The sequence below is a fragment of the Neobacillus sedimentimangrovi genome (genome assembly GCF_010614825.1).
Lineage (GTDB): Bacteria > Bacillota > Bacilli > Bacillales > Cytobacillaceae > Neobacillus > Neobacillus thermocopriae.
Genome location: NZ_JAAFZF010000022.1, coordinates 11,523 through 26,538, shown reverse-complemented (window position 1 = coordinate 26,538; position 15,016 = coordinate 11,523). Strand labels below are relative to the sequence as shown.

Sequence of the window (15,016 nt, the reverse complement as noted above, 5' to 3'; positions counted from 1 at the left end):
TTAATTTATATCAAGCTTTAAACTATTTGCATGAATGCAACAGTAATAGGCCAAACCGATTGAAACAATCGACAGCCAGAAAGTAAAATAGCCTATTTGTGGTATAAATTGATCAAGCATGTGATATCTCGGAAGCATTAAAAAGACATAATCAATTACATCATTGTGAAGTGTCCATATTCCAGCAATCACCAAATGCCTCAGTCTAAAGCGGTAAAAGGGGGCATATAATATACCCTGGACAGCCATAGCGAGATGTGAACCAATTAACATATAGCCAGCCCAATCCAATTCTCCTTGAACAATAAAGACAAGGATGTTCATGACTACTGCCCAAATGCCATACTTAAACAGTGTAACCATCGCCAAAGCCTCAATTAATGGCCAACATTTATTCAATAAAAAGGCTAATAGTACAAGTACAAAAAATAAACTTGCTGTCGGACTGTCCGGTACAAAAGCAAGAAAAATCCATGGTGTCTCTTTTAGCTGCCAACCATACCAATAATAACCATAAACAGTACCAACAATATTAATCACTAACAAAAGTTGAAGAATGGACCGATTTGCTAAGAGCGGATAGATTGAGCGCACAATGACTCTCCTTTCGTCAATTGCTAATAGATGAGAAAAGTGCAAGTGCCCATATGGCTCCTCCAAAAGCTCTCTCTATTTGTCTTGTCATTCTTATACTTCCGTATTCCATGAGGAGCACTCTCACTGAGAAAAAAATCATTGATGAGATGGATGTAATTCGATACTAACCGGAAGCAAAGAGAGAAGTCATTTTCCGATTGGGCACTTGCGACAGACCATTCTCCAAGTCGAAAATATAACTATAAATTTTATTAATAAAAAAGCTGACGTCTTTCGTCAGCTTTTCACAATCATTTATTCTTTACCAAGACCTGCAATGAATTCAGAAAGCTTTTTAAGCTGTTCATCATCGCCTTTAAAGATACCGGCTGGCATTGAACCTTTACCATTTTTGGCAATTTTTGCAATTTCTTCCGCACTCAATCCTGTATTAGTTAATGGCGGTGCACCAGCTCCACCTTGAAGGTTATCACCATGACAGGTAATACATGTGTTTTCGCTAGCAATTTTATAGCCTTCACTTGACTTATCAATTTCTACTTGTTCCACAATTTGACCTTGGCGTTTTGCCGCTTCCCAGTCATGTGTAACAACAGACTGCCAAGTCAAGAATGTGATAGCAGCAAGAGCCAAAAGCATAAATCCAGTAGCTAATGGTCGTTTGCTTGCTCTTCGTTCTGGACCGCGGTCAATAAATGGAGCCAATAATAATCCTCCAAAAGCAAGACCTGGAATAACCATAGCTCCGATTACAGTATACGGACCTGACGCATACGAATACTTCAATAATTGATATAAGAATAAGAAATACCAGTCTGGTAATGGAATGTAACCTGTATCTGTAGGATCTGCAATCCGTTCAAGCGGACTTGGATGTGCAACTGTTAGACATAAAAATCCAACAAGGAATACTGCCCCAATCATCCATTCTTTCAATAGAAAGTTTGGCCAGAATGCTTCTGTCTTGCCAGGGTACTCTGAGTAGTCCTTTGGAAGCATTGGTTTTCGAGATTCACGCGCTAAAACACGAGAATCACCTACAAACTTCATACCTTTACCGCGATGCATCGAGCAATCCCCCTCCTTTTTCCGTAGAGATAAAAACTTACAATATCCGGTTTCATTTCATATCATAGTGGTCCGGAAATACCTTGTCTGCGAATCATAATAAAGTGTGCTGCCATTAATCCCATTAAAGCTGCTGGCAAGAAAAATACGTGGATTGCAAAGAAACGAGATAATGTTTGAGCACCAACAATCGATTCATGACCGGCCATTAATATTTTCAAATATGGTCCGATAAGTGGTACTGACTCTACAATTTGCAAAGTAACTTTTGTAGCAAACAGCGCTTTCATATCCCAAGGTAAAAGATAGCCTGTTAAACCTAATCCAAGCATGACGAAGAAAATAAGAACTCCGACAATCCAGTTTAATTCACGTGGCTTTTTATAAGCACCTTGGAAAAATACGCGTAATGTATGTAAAAACATCATTACAATAACAAGACTTGCACCCCAGTGATGCATCCCGCGAACAATTTGTCCAAATGCAACTTCATTTTGAAGATAGAATACAGATTCCCATGCATTTTTAATATCTGGTACATAGTACATGGTTAAGAACATACCAGAAAGAATTTGAATAACTGTTACAAAAAATGTTAGCCCACCAAAACAGTAAACGAACGCAGAGAAATGATGCGCCGGATTAACATGCTCTGGAACCTCATGATCAGCGATATCGCGCCACAAAGGCGTAATATCTAAACGCTCATCTACCCAATCGTAAATTTTGTTTAACAATGATTACGCCTCCTTTCGTGGTTCAGCTTTTCCTAAATAAAGGAATCCATCTTTTTCCTTATATGGATATACATCAAGTGGTGCCAATGGTGGCGTTCCAGGAACATTTGTACCATCCTTCGTATAACGGCCATAATGGCATGGACAGAAGAATTGGTCAGGATGCTCTTTGTCCCCTCCAAAGTTTACCGTACATCCTAAATGTTTACAAACCGGTGATAAAGCTACAATCTTACCTGCCTCATCCCTATAAACCCATGCAGTTTCGGTTACTTCAGACTCGTACCAGGCATCCTTTTGTTTGTAGGAAAAGTCCACACGAATTGGCTCTTCAGTAATATCAGCCACTTTTTGTGGTGTAGCAATGAAATCACCGCCTGCATCAGCCTTTAATACAGGATCAACTGCAAATCTGACCATTGGCATTAACATCCCTGCAGCCATGAAACCGCCAACACCTGTTAGTGTGTAGCTTAAAAATTGGCGTCTTGAAACACGCTCTTTACTCATGATTATCCCCCCTCTATTCATGAAGTTAAGTCCAGCGGACAATAAATAAACACTTATAAAACTAGGACATAACAATGATATATCAATCTTCAGACAAGGTCAATATCATTACTATTTTAAAAATAGAGATTATGTATAGTTTTACCTTTTTTCATTCCATTTATTTGTAAAAAGTGCTAATAGCTGTTTAGTTTGACTATCGATCATTTTTAATTTTTGCGAATCGTTCATTTGTTCAAGCGGAATGGAAGGAACCCAAATAATGGACCCTGAAACCTTATCCTCTTTTGTCCGCCAATTAATATCAGAAGTCAAATAAAAAAGATGTTTAAATTCAGCCTTTAAAATGGTATTCTCCCAATTTTTTAAATCATTTAATACTTTTTCACTATCATCATTGATTAGATAGGTAAAAGGTGGGAACAATACTATTCTCCCTGTGAATTGCCTTTCCAAATGGCTCGACAGTAATGTAATAAATTCAGCAGCTTCTGCAGATTGCTTCATTTCTGCTCCCGTAGAAACGAAGTATAATGGAACAAGAGCAGTATCTACATATTCTTTTGCATTTAGATAGGTTTCAACCTCTTGTGGTATCCATTTCATCCTTTTGCACCAACCTTTAAAAATTCACTATCCCTATAATAACATTATTTCCTATTACTGATGAATAAATTGAAAATTTTTCATGAAATATACAAAAAGGGCAAGTAGCCTAGTCTACGATGTAATCCTAAAAGCTATAAGTCTTGTGTTAATTGGGCTAATTCGAATCCCTTCCTTTGTTCCATTATGGAACCACGAAGTGCGGGTGACGATTCAAGGTTGACCGATTTTAAAGTGAAGATACAACTCACCCTGCCGTAAGGTCTAGCACTTAATTATTCCAGAATTCAAAATATGTTTTAAATCATATAAAAAAGGAAGCTGGCTTCTCGCTAGCTTCCATTTTGCTCTGATTGAGGAAGATTATTTAATTTTTCTGTTAAAATGGCAAATGCTTTTCGGTCATTATTATCAAGAGCCTCATCAATCATTTGAAGAAGCTTCTCACGCTGAAAACGCTCAATACTGCTTTGCAGCAGCTGTTCTGCAATGATTGAATCCTTCTCATTTACTTGCAAGTGTTTTGGGACGTATGGATTCTCTTCTAAAACTGCAACATATTGATGTGCTTGATGAGATGCATGAAAATTAAGCTGAATAAAAATGTCTTCATCACGATTTAGACGAATATCATGAAAAGATTTCTCCGCATCAGTCGTCATTACATTCTCTTTATAAAACCGAAATGGGACTTTATCGACACAATGTGTAGACATAATTAATCCTCTTGGACAATACTGGGCCTGCTCAACAAAATGAACTTTTTCCATTAGTTGGTCGTGGCTCATAAGATAATTAAGGATCCAAACACATTCTCTTCTTTTTAATTGGTAATGATTTAGAAACCAGCGAATAAAATCTTTCTTCTCGTTGACAGAAACAGGGGTTGTCATTGGTCTTTTCCCTCCTCTGCGTATTCAGCTTTTATTATGCATTTAAGTCTGTAAGACGTTCTACTAAATCCATGTACTCACTATTTGTTGGGTTCATCTTTAGCAGTTTTTTAAACATTTCGGCAGCAAGGTCATTTTTTCCTTCTTCAATCAAAAAATATCCATAATCATGTAAGAAGTTCTCATTATTCTTAAAGAAAGTATATGCACTTTCGTATTTGTCTAATGCTTCGGAATATCGCTCTAGTTTTTGCAGAGATAGTGCCAAGTCCCATAGAAGCTGTGGCTCTTCATCCTCTAAAATATCTAGCTCAGAAACCAAATCAAGTACATCTTCATATCTTTCTTGTTGGAGTAATAGCTTATTTAACGTTAGCGCTGCTTCAGCAAAACCTGGGTCCAACACAAGAGATTGACGTAAATACTGTTCTGCTTCCTTCGGCTTTCCAAGTTTGATTGCAATTTTACCGCCAAAATAGAATAAATCCTTATTAAAATCATCTTGCTGAATTCCTTCCCGGATTGTATTCAGACTGTTTTCTAGTTCTTCCTCTCGCTCATATGCTTGAGCCAAATGTAAATAAAGTGAATGATATTCCGGATCCAGCTCTTTTAATTCATTGAATTTTTCAATAGCTGTACGATTATATCCTGCTTGAAGAGCTGTAAATGCATAACCGAAGAGAGTATTAATCTCTAATTTCTCATTAAGTGACTTATCATAATAAATTAATGCTTCTTCAAAAGCCCCCGAAGAACTTAACAAATCAGCAATACGGCCGTTAATATTGACTCCAGCTATTTTATCCGTTTCTTTTAAAACGGCTTCATAAGCCTGCATTGCTTTTTTTATTTCACCTTGTTGGCTATAAAGTTCACCTAAAGCAAACTCAATTACAGGTTCATCTGGAAGTATTTCCTTGGCTGTCAATAACTTTCTCTCAGCTACTTCATACAAACCTTGAATTTGATAAAGATCAGCCAGCAGTAGTAATGATTGGCCATAATAAGCATCTTGTTCCGAAATTTTTTCTAAAACAAGTATAGCCTCTTCTTCCTCACCTGTTTCGATTAAAATTTCACCTAACAATGCAAGTAGTTCTCCCTCTTCAGGGTAGATTTTTAGCAAGCTTTCGATAAGCGCTTTTGCCTCATCTAGAAAACCGTAGTGAAACAATTCTTCTCCTAGAAGGAATTTTTCCTCATGGGAGCCTTTTTTTAATATCATATTATATTCAGTTAAAGCCTCTTTATGTTGGCCGTTTTCAAGCATGCGAATGATTTTAGTGATTCGTTCCATTGACTAATACCTCGTAAAAAGAAATTATATTATAATGAAAAAAATGATGGCTTCCTAACCTCAACAAATTCCCCATATCCTGGCATAAAAATTACTTTTGATCCGGCTCGGACTATTTTACCCCTGTGTACTGTAACGGCAAGTCTATCACCATGATAATGAAATAAAGTCTGTTCATCAACATTCTTGATTTCCCTTGATTGAAAATATAAGTTGTAGCTTAACTCTGTTCCGTTTAATAGACTACCTTTATGAGGGTACAACCCAATTTGATTGAGGACTTTTACAGATAATGGCTGATTTTCCTTCAGCTCCTCATAAATGGCTGGAATTTTTTCCTTTATAACTGTCTCTTTCCAATTCGACAATACAGTTCTTCGTTCCTTCTTTTGCAAAGAAGATATCACTGGAATGAGAGGGCAATTGTATGGAAACAAGGCATCCTTAATCCAGCCCCATGGAACCGTTTTCAACCCATCCTGTCCTGTAAGCTCCACAAAAATAGCCGGTACTTTTTCTTTTTTACATTTTCTAATAAACGAAGGTGTAACAAGCCTTATTGGAATTCTTACTCCTATCATAATATCCACCGGGCTGCTGTTTAGCTTCATTTTAAACTCTTTCAATTTAGCTGCTAATTCATCTTCATAGAAAACTTTGATATAAGTTAATATCGTGGTGCTTCCCTTTCGTAAAAAGTTCTCAATCATAAATTGTTTCAGTTCTTGAAAAGTATTTGTTGAAGGAATGTTAGAGTGTAAAACAACAAACGTCGGAGTCATGATAAACTGTTCAAAATTCATTTTTATAAATTGATAATTTTCGGAGCGGTTGTATATGGTTGTAATTCTGTTATTATCAATTAAAAATGAACGTAAAGTTATTTTGTTATTTTTTAGGATATTGGCATTTTCAATAATATAAGCCATCCAACCACCCTTTTCCTCTCTTTATGACAAGCTATGCAGCTTATTTCGAAACTATGACTTAGTAGAGTAGAAAACTGATTTCAAAGAGACAGCTTATGCTGTCTCTTTTACTCTCAGCTTCCCCTCATCAAACCGTACGTGAGGTTTTCCCTCATACGGCTTTCCGACGTTCTTCTCCTTTGGCTTTCGTTCCAGTCTAACTTGCTAATTTCACTATTAAGCCTTGCGTTACTTTCATAACTTCCTTCATTCTCGCATGTTTCTTCCTTTTGTTCTTCTTCTTATTCCAAAACAGAGTAAGTCTCTCTAGTACATACCAGTCCACTTTATTTAGCCACTTCTTGGCGATGGGCGAAATGCTATAGTAATTCTTAAACCCTTGTAAAATTCGATTGAGCCCCTTCACCAGTTCTTTGATGTCCATAAATAGTTTGTTCTTAGGACTCGTATATTCCCTAATCTTCATTTTCATCTTCTTCATGGCTTTCTTACTTGGAATGTGAGACATGACATAAACTTTCGAGCCTCCCTTATTCATCACAGGGAATTTCCGATGATGTAGACCTAGAAAGTCGAATCCATTTGTGTCATCCCAGATATTAACGAGTTTGGATTTCTCCGTGTTGATTTCAAGGTCTAGTTTCTTCATGATTGCTTTTAATACCTGGATGCTCTCCAGAGCTTGGGTTTTCGTACGACACATAATCACAAAATCATCTGCGTATCGCACCAGTTCCCCCAAATGTAGGAACTTCCTCTTCCATATCGTGTCCATATAATGGAGGTAGATGTTTGCTAAAAGAGGCGAAATGACTCCGCCCTGCGGGGTACCCTTTTCGGTGTTATGAAACTGGCCATCTTCCATTACACCTGCTCTCAGCCATTTCCGAATCAGTTTCAACACTCGGCGATCACTGATTCTCATTTCGACTAACTTCATTAATTTTTTTCTTGATTGATATTGTCAAAGTACCCTTTAATATCTACATCTACTACCCAGTAATGGTTCCTACTCAATTTTCGAATCTTTGCGATGGCTTGGTGAGCATTTCTTTTCGGTCTGAATCCATAAGAACAGTCTTGAAAGTCTGCTTCAAAGATGGGTTCAATGACCATTTTCGTTGCCATCTGTACGATCCGGTCTTTTACCGTTGGAATTCCTAACGGTCTCATGCTTCCCTTGTTGTCTTTTGGAATATAAACTCGGCGAACAGGGCTTGGGTGAAACCTTTTGTGCTTGAGTTCTATATAGATCTCATTCAGTAAGTTTCTTTCCCCGTATTGATGGACGATAAATTCAATAGTTTCTCCATCTACTCCGCAACTTCCTTTGTTCGCTTTTACTTTACGCCATGCCACTGCGAGAATATCTGGACGATAAATTTTATCGTATAAGGCATGAAATCGGCGTGTTGGACTTTCCTTTGCACAAAGGTATAAAGTTTTCCAGAGTTCTCGAGCTTTGACATCGGTGTAGTTAGCCAGTTTTCCGGCATTCACTCACTCTTACCTCCTTCTAACTTATGAACGAAGTAGGGGTCCTTCCTTCTGCCACGTTATGCTCCATGGCTTCATCAGTACTATGACCCCCTCCGACTCCCTCTCCACAGTCTACCATTTCACCTTCTGGTTTATAGGTTTCCTCTTTACTTCTTAAGAAGTGTGGAGGAGGGCCTCCCCAGTTCCGTTATCTACTTTCTCAACATACCGCTCCCCTTACCCCGAGGGATTCTTCGGTGCTGCACTTCCAAGATCTTCACACCTTCCATGGTCTTCGCCCATTTTCACCAGGCTCGACTTCCCTTTGTCCTCCAGAGGAGGTCTCTTTTGACGAGGCGGCAGGATTCACTTCATGTTACGGTCTGTTGATTTGCTCGCACTCTCTAAGAGAGTTACTTTGTCACAGGGCTTCAACCTTAGGATTTCTCCACCAGTTGCCTGTCAGCTACCGAGCGTCTTGGCATTTACTCGGGTTGGACTTGCACCAACTAGCAGATAACAGCTTAGCTGGGCACGCTGAAAAAGGAAAAGCTGCAAAATGCAGCTTTTATCATAGTAGGCTATTTAAGTGTGTGAAAAAGTTTGGATAGGATACAGAGATAGATTCCGGTTTTTCCAAAATGACTTCCTCATTACATAAGAGGGCAGCAATGGCAAGCATCATGCCAATGCGATGATCTCCGTGACTAGAAACAATGCCACCTTTAAGTCTTGTTTTTCCATGGATAATCATGCCATCTTCTGTTGCCTCAATAACAGCTCCTAGTTTTTTTAATTCATTTACAACAGTATCAATTCGATTAGTTTCCTTTACTTTCAATTCCTCAGCATCCTTTATAATGGTTACTCCTTCTGCCTGAGTAGCCATTAGTGCGATGATCGGAATTTCATCAATTAATTTAGGAATTAAATCTCCCTCAATAACTGTGCCCTTAAGACTTGAAGTTTTAATGATAAGGTCACCTGAAGGTTCAATTGAACTATTCTCCTTTTGAATGATTTCCAAATTTGCACCCATATTTTTTAAAACTTCAATAATACCAGTTCTAGTTGGATTTAATCCAACATTTTTTAAAACAATTTCACTTTCTGGGACAATGGCTCCAGCAACTAGAAAGAATGCAGCAGAGGAAATATCTCCTGGAACATGTACATTTGCACCAATTAGCTTTTGACCACCTACCACGGTTATTTCTTGGCCGTTCCTATGGATCTGACCACCAAATTGGCGAATCATTCGCTCAGTATGGTCCCTTGTGCTGGCGGGCTCAATTACTGTTGTCTCCCCTTCTGCTTGTAGACCTGCCAAAAGTATGGCTGACTTGACTTGGGCACTAGCAACAGGGAGTTGATAACGGATTGGATTTAATTTTCCACCACGAATTGAAATGGGTGTAAATGCCCCATTTTTTCGACCATCAATCTTCGCTCCCATTTTCGATAATGGTTCAGATACCCTCGTCATTGGTCTTTTAGCTATGGACTCATCTCCAGCAAGTGTAGAAAAAAATGACCTACCAGCTAAGATCCCCATCAATAAACGAATGGTTGTTCCAGAATTTCCTACATCTAACAGTTCAGCTGGCTCTGACAATCCTTCTATTCCGTTACCAAAAATCTTTACTGTTCCATCCTTTTCTTCGATCTTTACCCCCATTTTTCTAAAACAGGAAATAGTGCTTAAACAATCATCACCAGGCAAAAAATTAGTAACAACCGTTTCACCGTGAGCAATTGAACCAAACATGACAGAACGATGTGAAATCGATTTATCACCAGGAATTTTTATTTCTCCTGTCAAATTACTGACATTTGACTTAAGTTTTATTGATCCCATTACTTTCCACCTTTTGCTATTTATCTTTAATAACCGATTGAGGTTGTATAATTTGTATAAGTTAGAATACATTTTTCTGCACGCTGACGATCCTCATCCGTTTGGAAACTTATTACAAGTACTCCATGAATATCCTCTCTTGTTTCAAGGATTCGAATATTGGTAATACTAATATTTTCCATCGCCAAATATCCTGTGATTTCGGAAACAACCCCAGGGTAATCCGGAATGTCAACAAATAGATCGTAAAAGGCAGGTATTGCCCCTTTTTCCTTCACCGGTAATCCATCCCGAAACTGTTTGGCTTGAGAAAAATATTCCAATATCCCTTTATCATTTCCTTCTTCTAGTAATTCTTTAACAAAATCCATTTCTTCCTGCCACTGATTTAATAATTCTATTAAATTCTCACGGTTATGCATTAATATATCCTTCCACATTTGTGGACTGCTTGAGGCAATACGGGTAATATCTCTGAAACCTCCAGCTGCAAGGCGAGGAATTATAGTTTCATTACCGCTTAATCTTTCTGTTTGCCGTACAATAGAGGCAGCTATTATATGAGGAAAATGACTGATAATTCCCGTTAAATAATCATGTTCTTGAGGAGAAATGGTTAAGAACTTTGCTTTTGTCCCTTTTAACCAGTCTTTAAGAAGTTCAATCTTCTCGGTTGTTATATGATCTTCAGGTGTTAACAAATAAAAAGCATTTTCAAACAAAATTTCTTTGGCAGCTGAAACGCCGCTTTTATGAGAACCTGCCATTGGATGTCCTCCAATAAACGTGATTCCCCTCTCCTTTAATTTCGTTGCCTTATCGACGATTTTCTGTTTCGTACTGCCGGTATCCGTAATCAAAACATCCGGCTTTAATGTCAGCTTTGATAAGGCTTGAATAATAGATTTCGTATCGTTCACAGGCGCTGATATAATAATAAGATCAGACTCCTGGGCTCCATCTGGAATATTTTCAGCTATTTCATCAATAACTCCGAGCATTTTTGCAAGCCGAGCTTGTTCCCTATTGATATCAAACCCGATAATTTCCGCCTTGGGATGCTCTTTTTTTATACAAAGGGCAAGCGATCCCCCAATTAATCCTAAACCAATGACAAAAACCCGGCCTTTCAACATTATTCCCCCAATATTGTTTCCACTTCTGATTTGTATTCGGCAAGGAACTCTTCAAGAGCTTTGATCACTCCCTCATTTTGTTCCGTGGATCCTACTGTAATTCTGACCGCTGTCGGAAACCCTAAAGCATTACCAGATCGAACAATGAAACCCCGTTCCAATAAAAATTGAAATACCTTTTCACTTTCCACTTTAAAATCAATTAAGATGAAATTTGTTTGTGACGGATAATAACGAAGATCATTTCGTTTACAAAATTGATAAAATTGTTCCAACCCTTGTCTATTCTTTTTCTTACATTCTTCTACAAATTTTTGATCCGCAATAGCGGCGGCAGCTGCTGTCTGAGCTACAGAGTTTACATTAAACGGCTCTCTCGCTGGTTCAAGCGCCTTAATAATTTCCTTTTGGGCTACTCCATATCCGACTCTTAACGCAGCCAGACCATAAATTTTCGAAAAGGTTCGTAAAACTATTAAATTTCGATATTTCCTGGTTAGATTAATGGAATCATAATAATCATCTGCAATTACATATTCGTAATATGCCTCATCAAGTACAACTAAAATATGTTCTGGAACTTGATCAAGAAAGGCAACTAATTTGTTTTCTGGTATGTAGGTACCAGTCGGATTGTTTGGACTACACACCCAAATAACATTTGTCTTTTCATCAATAGCCGCTAGCATGGAGTCCAAATCATGTTCACCATTTATATCTGGGACTTCCTTTATAATAGCTCCATCTAATATTGCATTATGCTTATATTGTGAGAAAGTATTTGTTGACATAACTGTACTAGCATTCGGATGGAGAAGTGCTCTTGAAATTATTTGAATCAGATTATCGGAACCATTCCCAAAAATGATTTCTTCTTCATCAACTTGTAAAAATTTTGCCAATTTCTCTCTTAAATTGGCTGCATTTCCGTTCGGATAAATAGCCAAACTCTCAGAATAAGAGCGGAGTGCCGATTTCACCATTTCAGAGCATCCAAAAGGATTTTCATTGGAAGCAAGCTTTACGATCTTCTCAAGTTGATATTGCTTTTTAACTTGCTCAATTGATTTCCCAGGCTGATATGGAGTCAGTTTTAATAATTGCTCTTTCCATCTCATCTACCCCTCATCCCTCTCTTTTATTTTCAGTAACATCATCAGATTCAGGAACTTTTCCTAAATCAGGTCGTAACACTTTGGCTCCCTTTAAATACACATGATGAATTTCATTTTGTGGCTTGTTGGTATTGACATGCATCATCACTCTAATACATTTCGATAAAGAATTAGGAACAGGAATTTCCCTCATGCACATTACAGGCACATACGTCCATCCTTCAAAATTTCTAAGTACTTTAGCGGGAAAGACAGCATTAATGTCCTCAGTTGTGGATATAAATACAGAGGCGACGGAATCAGGATGAATATGATTGACTTCGATTAATTTCATTAAAAGCTCTTGAGCAGCTGATAATATTTCCTCTTCTGTATTCGCACTGACCGTCGTCGCTCCTCTCACCCCTCTTATCATGTCTTCACTCCCTCATTTAAAAAACTTTAAGCTCCTCAACAATGCTGGAATCTGAAATTGTCTTAAGGATTGGTCTACCTATACTCTCAAGCAACACAAAACGAATGGATTCTGCAATTGATTTTTTGTCGTGTTTCATTTTTTTTAATAAGTTCTCAATAGCTAATCCCTTTGGAATTTTTGTTCTATATCCGAGCCCTTCTACCCATTCAATAAATTCTTCCATGTCAAAATCAAGTCCTGTTAATTGCTTGCTTAATTTTAGGGCAAATATCATCCCAATCATTACAGCTTCGCCATGAGTAATGTTCCCATAGCCCATTTCTGCTTCGATGGCATGCCCAAGAGTATGCCCAAAATTCAAATAGGCTCTAACCCCAGTTTCCTTTTCATCTTTTCTAACAAACTCATTTTTAATTTTAATGCCTTTTGTTAATGACTCAGTTAACTGTTCAGCCGAAATAGCATTCAAATCTTGCACAGATGTTTTTAGCCAATGATAAAAATTAGCATCATATATAAGTGCATGCTTAATAACTTCAGCAAAACCTGAGCGTACTTCTTGGGGTGGTAGTGTCCTTAGCAGTTCCAAATCATAAAAAACAGCTTCTGGTTGATAAAAAGCACCAATCATATTTTTTCCAAGGGGATGGTTTATGGCCGTTTTTCCACCTACAGCACTATCATGTGCCAAAATTGTTGTCGGAATTTGAATAAAAGGGATACCTCTCATATATACAGACGCAACAAACCCTGACAAATCTCCCACTGCTCCACCGCCAAATGCTAGAATGACAGATTTCCGATCAAGCTGATCTTCCAAAGCTTTTGATAAAGCCGAATAAAAGACCTCAAATGTTTTTGCCTTTTCTCCGCTTGGAGTGGTAAATACGATTGGATCCCATGGGTTTAATTCAGAAGTTAACTTATCCAAATGCATTTTAGCTACTGTCTCATCAGTAATAATGAAAATTCGTGTTAGATTTGTGAAGTGATTTTTTAGAAATGGCCCAAGTTTATTAAGAACACCTTCCCCGATAAAGACAGGATAATTTTTAGACTCTGTCTGGATGTGAATGGTTTCCATTAGAATTCCCTCGCATATTCCCGTTGCCTGTTGATTTCTTCCACAAATGTTTCAAAACGATCGCTATAAAATTGATCGACAAGAGCATTGGCCAATTCCCAAGCAACGACATTTTCTGCAACAACGGCTGCTGCAGGGACAGCACAGCTATCTGAACGCTCAATACTAGCGGAAAATGGTTCTTTCGTTTCAATATCAACGCTCATTAACGGCTTATACAAGGTTGGAATAGGTTTCATTACTCCTCTAACAACAATCGGCATACCAGTGGTCATCCCGCCTTCAAATCCGCCTAATCGGTTTGATTTACGATAATAACCAGATTCCTTTTCCCATGCAATTTCATCGTGTACTTCACTTCCTGGTTTTCTAGCTGCTTCAAAACCAATGCCAAACTCAACACCTTTAAATGCATTGATACTAACGATTGCAGCTGCTAATTTCGCATCCAGTTTTCGATCATAATGAACGTAACTACCCACACCTGCAGGCATCCCTGTTACAATCACCTCTACAATTCCACCAATTGAATCCCCATTTTCCTTAGCATCATCAATAGCTTTCATCATTTTCTTTTCGGCATCTGGGTCAGACGTACGGACAGGTGAATTTTCTGTACGCTCTTTTATTTCATCTAATGTTAGTGAGTAATCGACACTCGCTTTCACTCCACCAATTTCAACAACTTGCGATACCACCTTAATCCCTACTAAAGATAGAAGTTTTTTTGCTACTGCTCCAGCCGCCACACGTACGGTGGTTTCACGAGCGGAAGAACGTTCTAAGACATTTCTCATATCCCTATGACCATATTTAATGGCACCATTTAAATCAGCATGGCCCGGGCGAGGACGGCTGACTTTACGTTTTACTTCATTTTCTTCGTCCTGTCCAAGCGGTTCAATTCCCATTATTTTTGTCCAATGCTTCCAATCATTGTTTTTCACTACCAATGCAATAGGGGAACCTAATGTATAACCGTGACGGACACCCGCAACAATTTCCACTGTATCCCTTTCAATCTGCATTCTTCTTCCTCTACCATAGCCCTTTTGCCTTCTTGCCAATTCTTCATTTATATCCTCCGCAAGTAGCGGCATACCTGCCGGAAAACCTTCTAAAATTGTCGTAAGTTGTGGACCATGAGATTCTCCTGCTGTTAAATACCTCATACCCATTCTCTTTCTCCCTTCAACTCATTAAAGAATTATGTATCAATATACCATATACAAGCTAAGAAACATAGTAGAATAATTCAGAAAAGAGAAATTTATTTTGTAATCGGA

General features: G+C 38.1%; 16 protein-coding genes. All 16 read right to left on the bottom strand.

What is annotated here, in order from left to right; genetic code table 11:
• Nucleotides 1-594 (bottom strand): lipoprotein heptaprenylglyceryl N-acetyltransferase LhaT, encoded by a 594-nt coding sequence (gene lhaT, locus GZA11_RS09155; protein WP_163183551.1) that lies wholly within the window; start codon nt 592-594, stop codon nt 1-3.
• 297 nt (nt 595-891) lie between these two features.
• Nucleotides 892-1,665, bottom strand: coding sequence for a menaquinol-cytochrome c reductase cytochrome b/c subunit (locus tag GZA11_RS09150; RefSeq protein WP_038535843.1), 774 nt, complete (start codon nt 1,663-1,665; stop codon nt 892-894).
• Nucleotides 1,666-1,727: 62 nt separating this feature from the next.
• A complete protein-coding gene (gene qcrB / locus GZA11_RS09145) occupies nt 1,728-2,402 on the bottom strand; it encodes a menaquinol-cytochrome c reductase cytochrome b subunit (RefSeq protein WP_038535845.1) in 675 nt (224 codons plus the stop codon).
• A gap of 3 nt (nt 2,403-2,405) precedes the next feature.
• Complete coding sequence (locus tag GZA11_RS09140) at nt 2,406-2,912, bottom strand: QcrA and Rieske domain-containing protein (protein WP_038535846.1); 507 nt, start codon at nt 2,910-2,912, stop codon at nt 2,406-2,408.
• A gap of 141 nt (nt 2,913-3,053) precedes the next feature.
• A complete protein-coding gene (locus GZA11_RS09135; RefSeq protein WP_163183550.1) occupies nt 3,054-3,518 on the bottom strand; it encodes a YpiF family protein in 465 nt (154 codons plus the stop codon).
• A gap of 332 nt (nt 3,519-3,850) precedes the next feature.
• Nucleotides 3,851-4,411, bottom strand: a complete 561-nt coding sequence (locus GZA11_RS09130) for a ReoY family proteolytic degradation factor (protein ID WP_038535850.1) — start codon at nt 4,409-4,411, stop codon at nt 3,851-3,853.
• 34 nt (nt 4,412-4,445) lie between these two features.
• The gene (locus tag GZA11_RS09125; RefSeq protein WP_163183549.1) at nt 4,446-5,711 is read right to left on the bottom strand and encodes a tetratricopeptide repeat protein; all 1,266 of its coding nucleotides are present in this window, start codon (nt 5,709-5,711) and stop codon (nt 4,446-4,448) included.
• Nucleotides 5,712-5,740: 29 nt separating this feature from the next.
• Nucleotides 5,741-6,640, bottom strand: coding sequence for a hypothetical protein (locus tag GZA11_RS09120; RefSeq protein WP_163183548.1), 900 nt, complete (start codon nt 6,638-6,640; stop codon nt 5,741-5,743).
• Nucleotides 6,641-6,836: 196 nt separating this feature from the next.
• A complete protein-coding gene (locus tag GZA11_RS16905) occupies nt 6,837-7,565 on the bottom strand; it encodes a reverse transcriptase domain-containing protein (RefSeq protein ID WP_268926765.1) in 729 nt (242 codons plus the stop codon).
• 14 nt (nt 7,566-7,579) lie between these two features.
• Nucleotides 7,580-8,140, bottom strand: coding sequence for a reverse transcriptase domain-containing protein (locus GZA11_RS16900; protein WP_268926764.1), 561 nt, complete (start codon nt 8,138-8,140; stop codon nt 7,580-7,582).
• Between the two features lie 550 nt (nt 8,141-8,690).
• Nucleotides 8,691-9,977, bottom strand: coding sequence for a 3-phosphoshikimate 1-carboxyvinyltransferase (gene aroA, locus GZA11_RS09110; protein ID WP_163183547.1), 1,287 nt, complete (start codon nt 9,975-9,977; stop codon nt 8,691-8,693).
• A 26-nt stretch (nt 9,978-10,003) separates the two neighbouring features.
• On the bottom strand, nt 10,004-11,110 hold the full coding sequence (locus tag GZA11_RS09105) for a prephenate dehydrogenase (protein ID WP_163183546.1): 1,107 nt from the start codon (nt 11,108-11,110) through the stop codon (nt 10,004-10,006).
• 2 nt (nt 11,111-11,112) lie between these two features.
• Nucleotides 11,113-12,231 (bottom strand): histidinol-phosphate transaminase, encoded by a 1,119-nt coding sequence (gene hisC / locus GZA11_RS09100; protein WP_163183545.1) that lies wholly within the window; start codon nt 12,229-12,231, stop codon nt 11,113-11,115.
• A 7-nt stretch (nt 12,232-12,238) separates the two neighbouring features.
• Nucleotides 12,239-12,643, bottom strand: a complete 405-nt coding sequence (aroH, locus tag GZA11_RS09095) for a chorismate mutase (protein WP_163183544.1) — start codon at nt 12,641-12,643, stop codon at nt 12,239-12,241.
• A 16-nt stretch (nt 12,644-12,659) separates the two neighbouring features.
• The gene (gene aroB / locus GZA11_RS09090) at nt 12,660-13,730 is read right to left on the bottom strand and encodes a 3-dehydroquinate synthase (RefSeq protein WP_163183543.1); all 1,071 of its coding nucleotides are present in this window, start codon (nt 13,728-13,730) and stop codon (nt 12,660-12,662) included.
• Nucleotides 13,730-14,902, bottom strand: a complete 1,173-nt coding sequence (gene aroC, locus GZA11_RS09085) for a chorismate synthase (protein WP_163183561.1) — start codon at nt 14,900-14,902, stop codon at nt 13,730-13,732. Before aroC ends, aroB begins: the two co-directional genes overlap by 1 nt.
• Nucleotides 14,903-15,016: the final 114 nt, after the last annotated feature.

Excerpts from the sequence above, each read along its gene's own strand:
- GZA11_RS09150 (WP_038535843.1), bottom strand. The coding sequence starts at position 1,665 with ATGCATCGCGGTAAAGGTATGAAGTTTGTAGGTGATTCTCGTGTTTTA.
- GZA11_RS09140 (WP_038535846.1), bottom strand. The coding sequence starts at position 2,912 with ATGAGTAAAGAGCGTGTTTCAAGACGCCAATTTTTAAGCTACACACTA.
- GZA11_RS09135 (WP_163183550.1), bottom strand. The coding sequence starts at position 3,518 with ATGAAATGGATACCACAAGAGGTTGAAACCTATCTAAATGCAAAAGAA.
- GZA11_RS09130 (WP_038535850.1), bottom strand. The coding sequence starts at position 4,411 with ATGACAACCCCTGTTTCTGTCAACGAGAAGAAAGATTTTATTCGCTGG.
- GZA11_RS09125 (WP_163183549.1), bottom strand. The coding sequence starts at position 5,711 with ATGGAACGAATCACTAAAATCATTCGCATGCTTGAAAACGGCCAACAT.
- GZA11_RS09120 (WP_163183548.1), bottom strand. The coding sequence starts at position 6,640 with ATGGCTTATATTATTGAAAATGCCAATATCCTAAAAAATAACAAAATA.
- GZA11_RS16905 (WP_268926765.1), bottom strand. The coding sequence starts at position 7,565 with ATGAGAATCAGTGATCGCCGAGTGTTGAAACTGATTCGGAAATGGCTG.
- aroA (WP_163183547.1), bottom strand. The coding sequence starts at position 9,977 with ATGGGATCAATAAAACTTAAGTCAAATGTCAGTAATTTGACAGGAGAA.
- hisC (WP_163183545.1), bottom strand. The coding sequence starts at position 12,231 with ATGAGATGGAAAGAGCAATTATTAAAACTGACTCCATATCAGCCTGGG.
- aroH (WP_163183544.1), bottom strand. The coding sequence starts at position 12,643 with ATGATAAGAGGGGTGAGAGGAGCGACGACGGTCAGTGCGAATACAGAA.
- aroB (WP_163183543.1), bottom strand. The coding sequence starts at position 13,730 with ATGGAAACCATTCACATCCAGACAGAGTCTAAAAATTATCCTGTCTTT.
- aroC (WP_163183561.1), bottom strand. The coding sequence starts at position 14,902 with ATGAGGTATTTAACAGCAGGAGAATCTCATGGTCCACAACTTACGACA.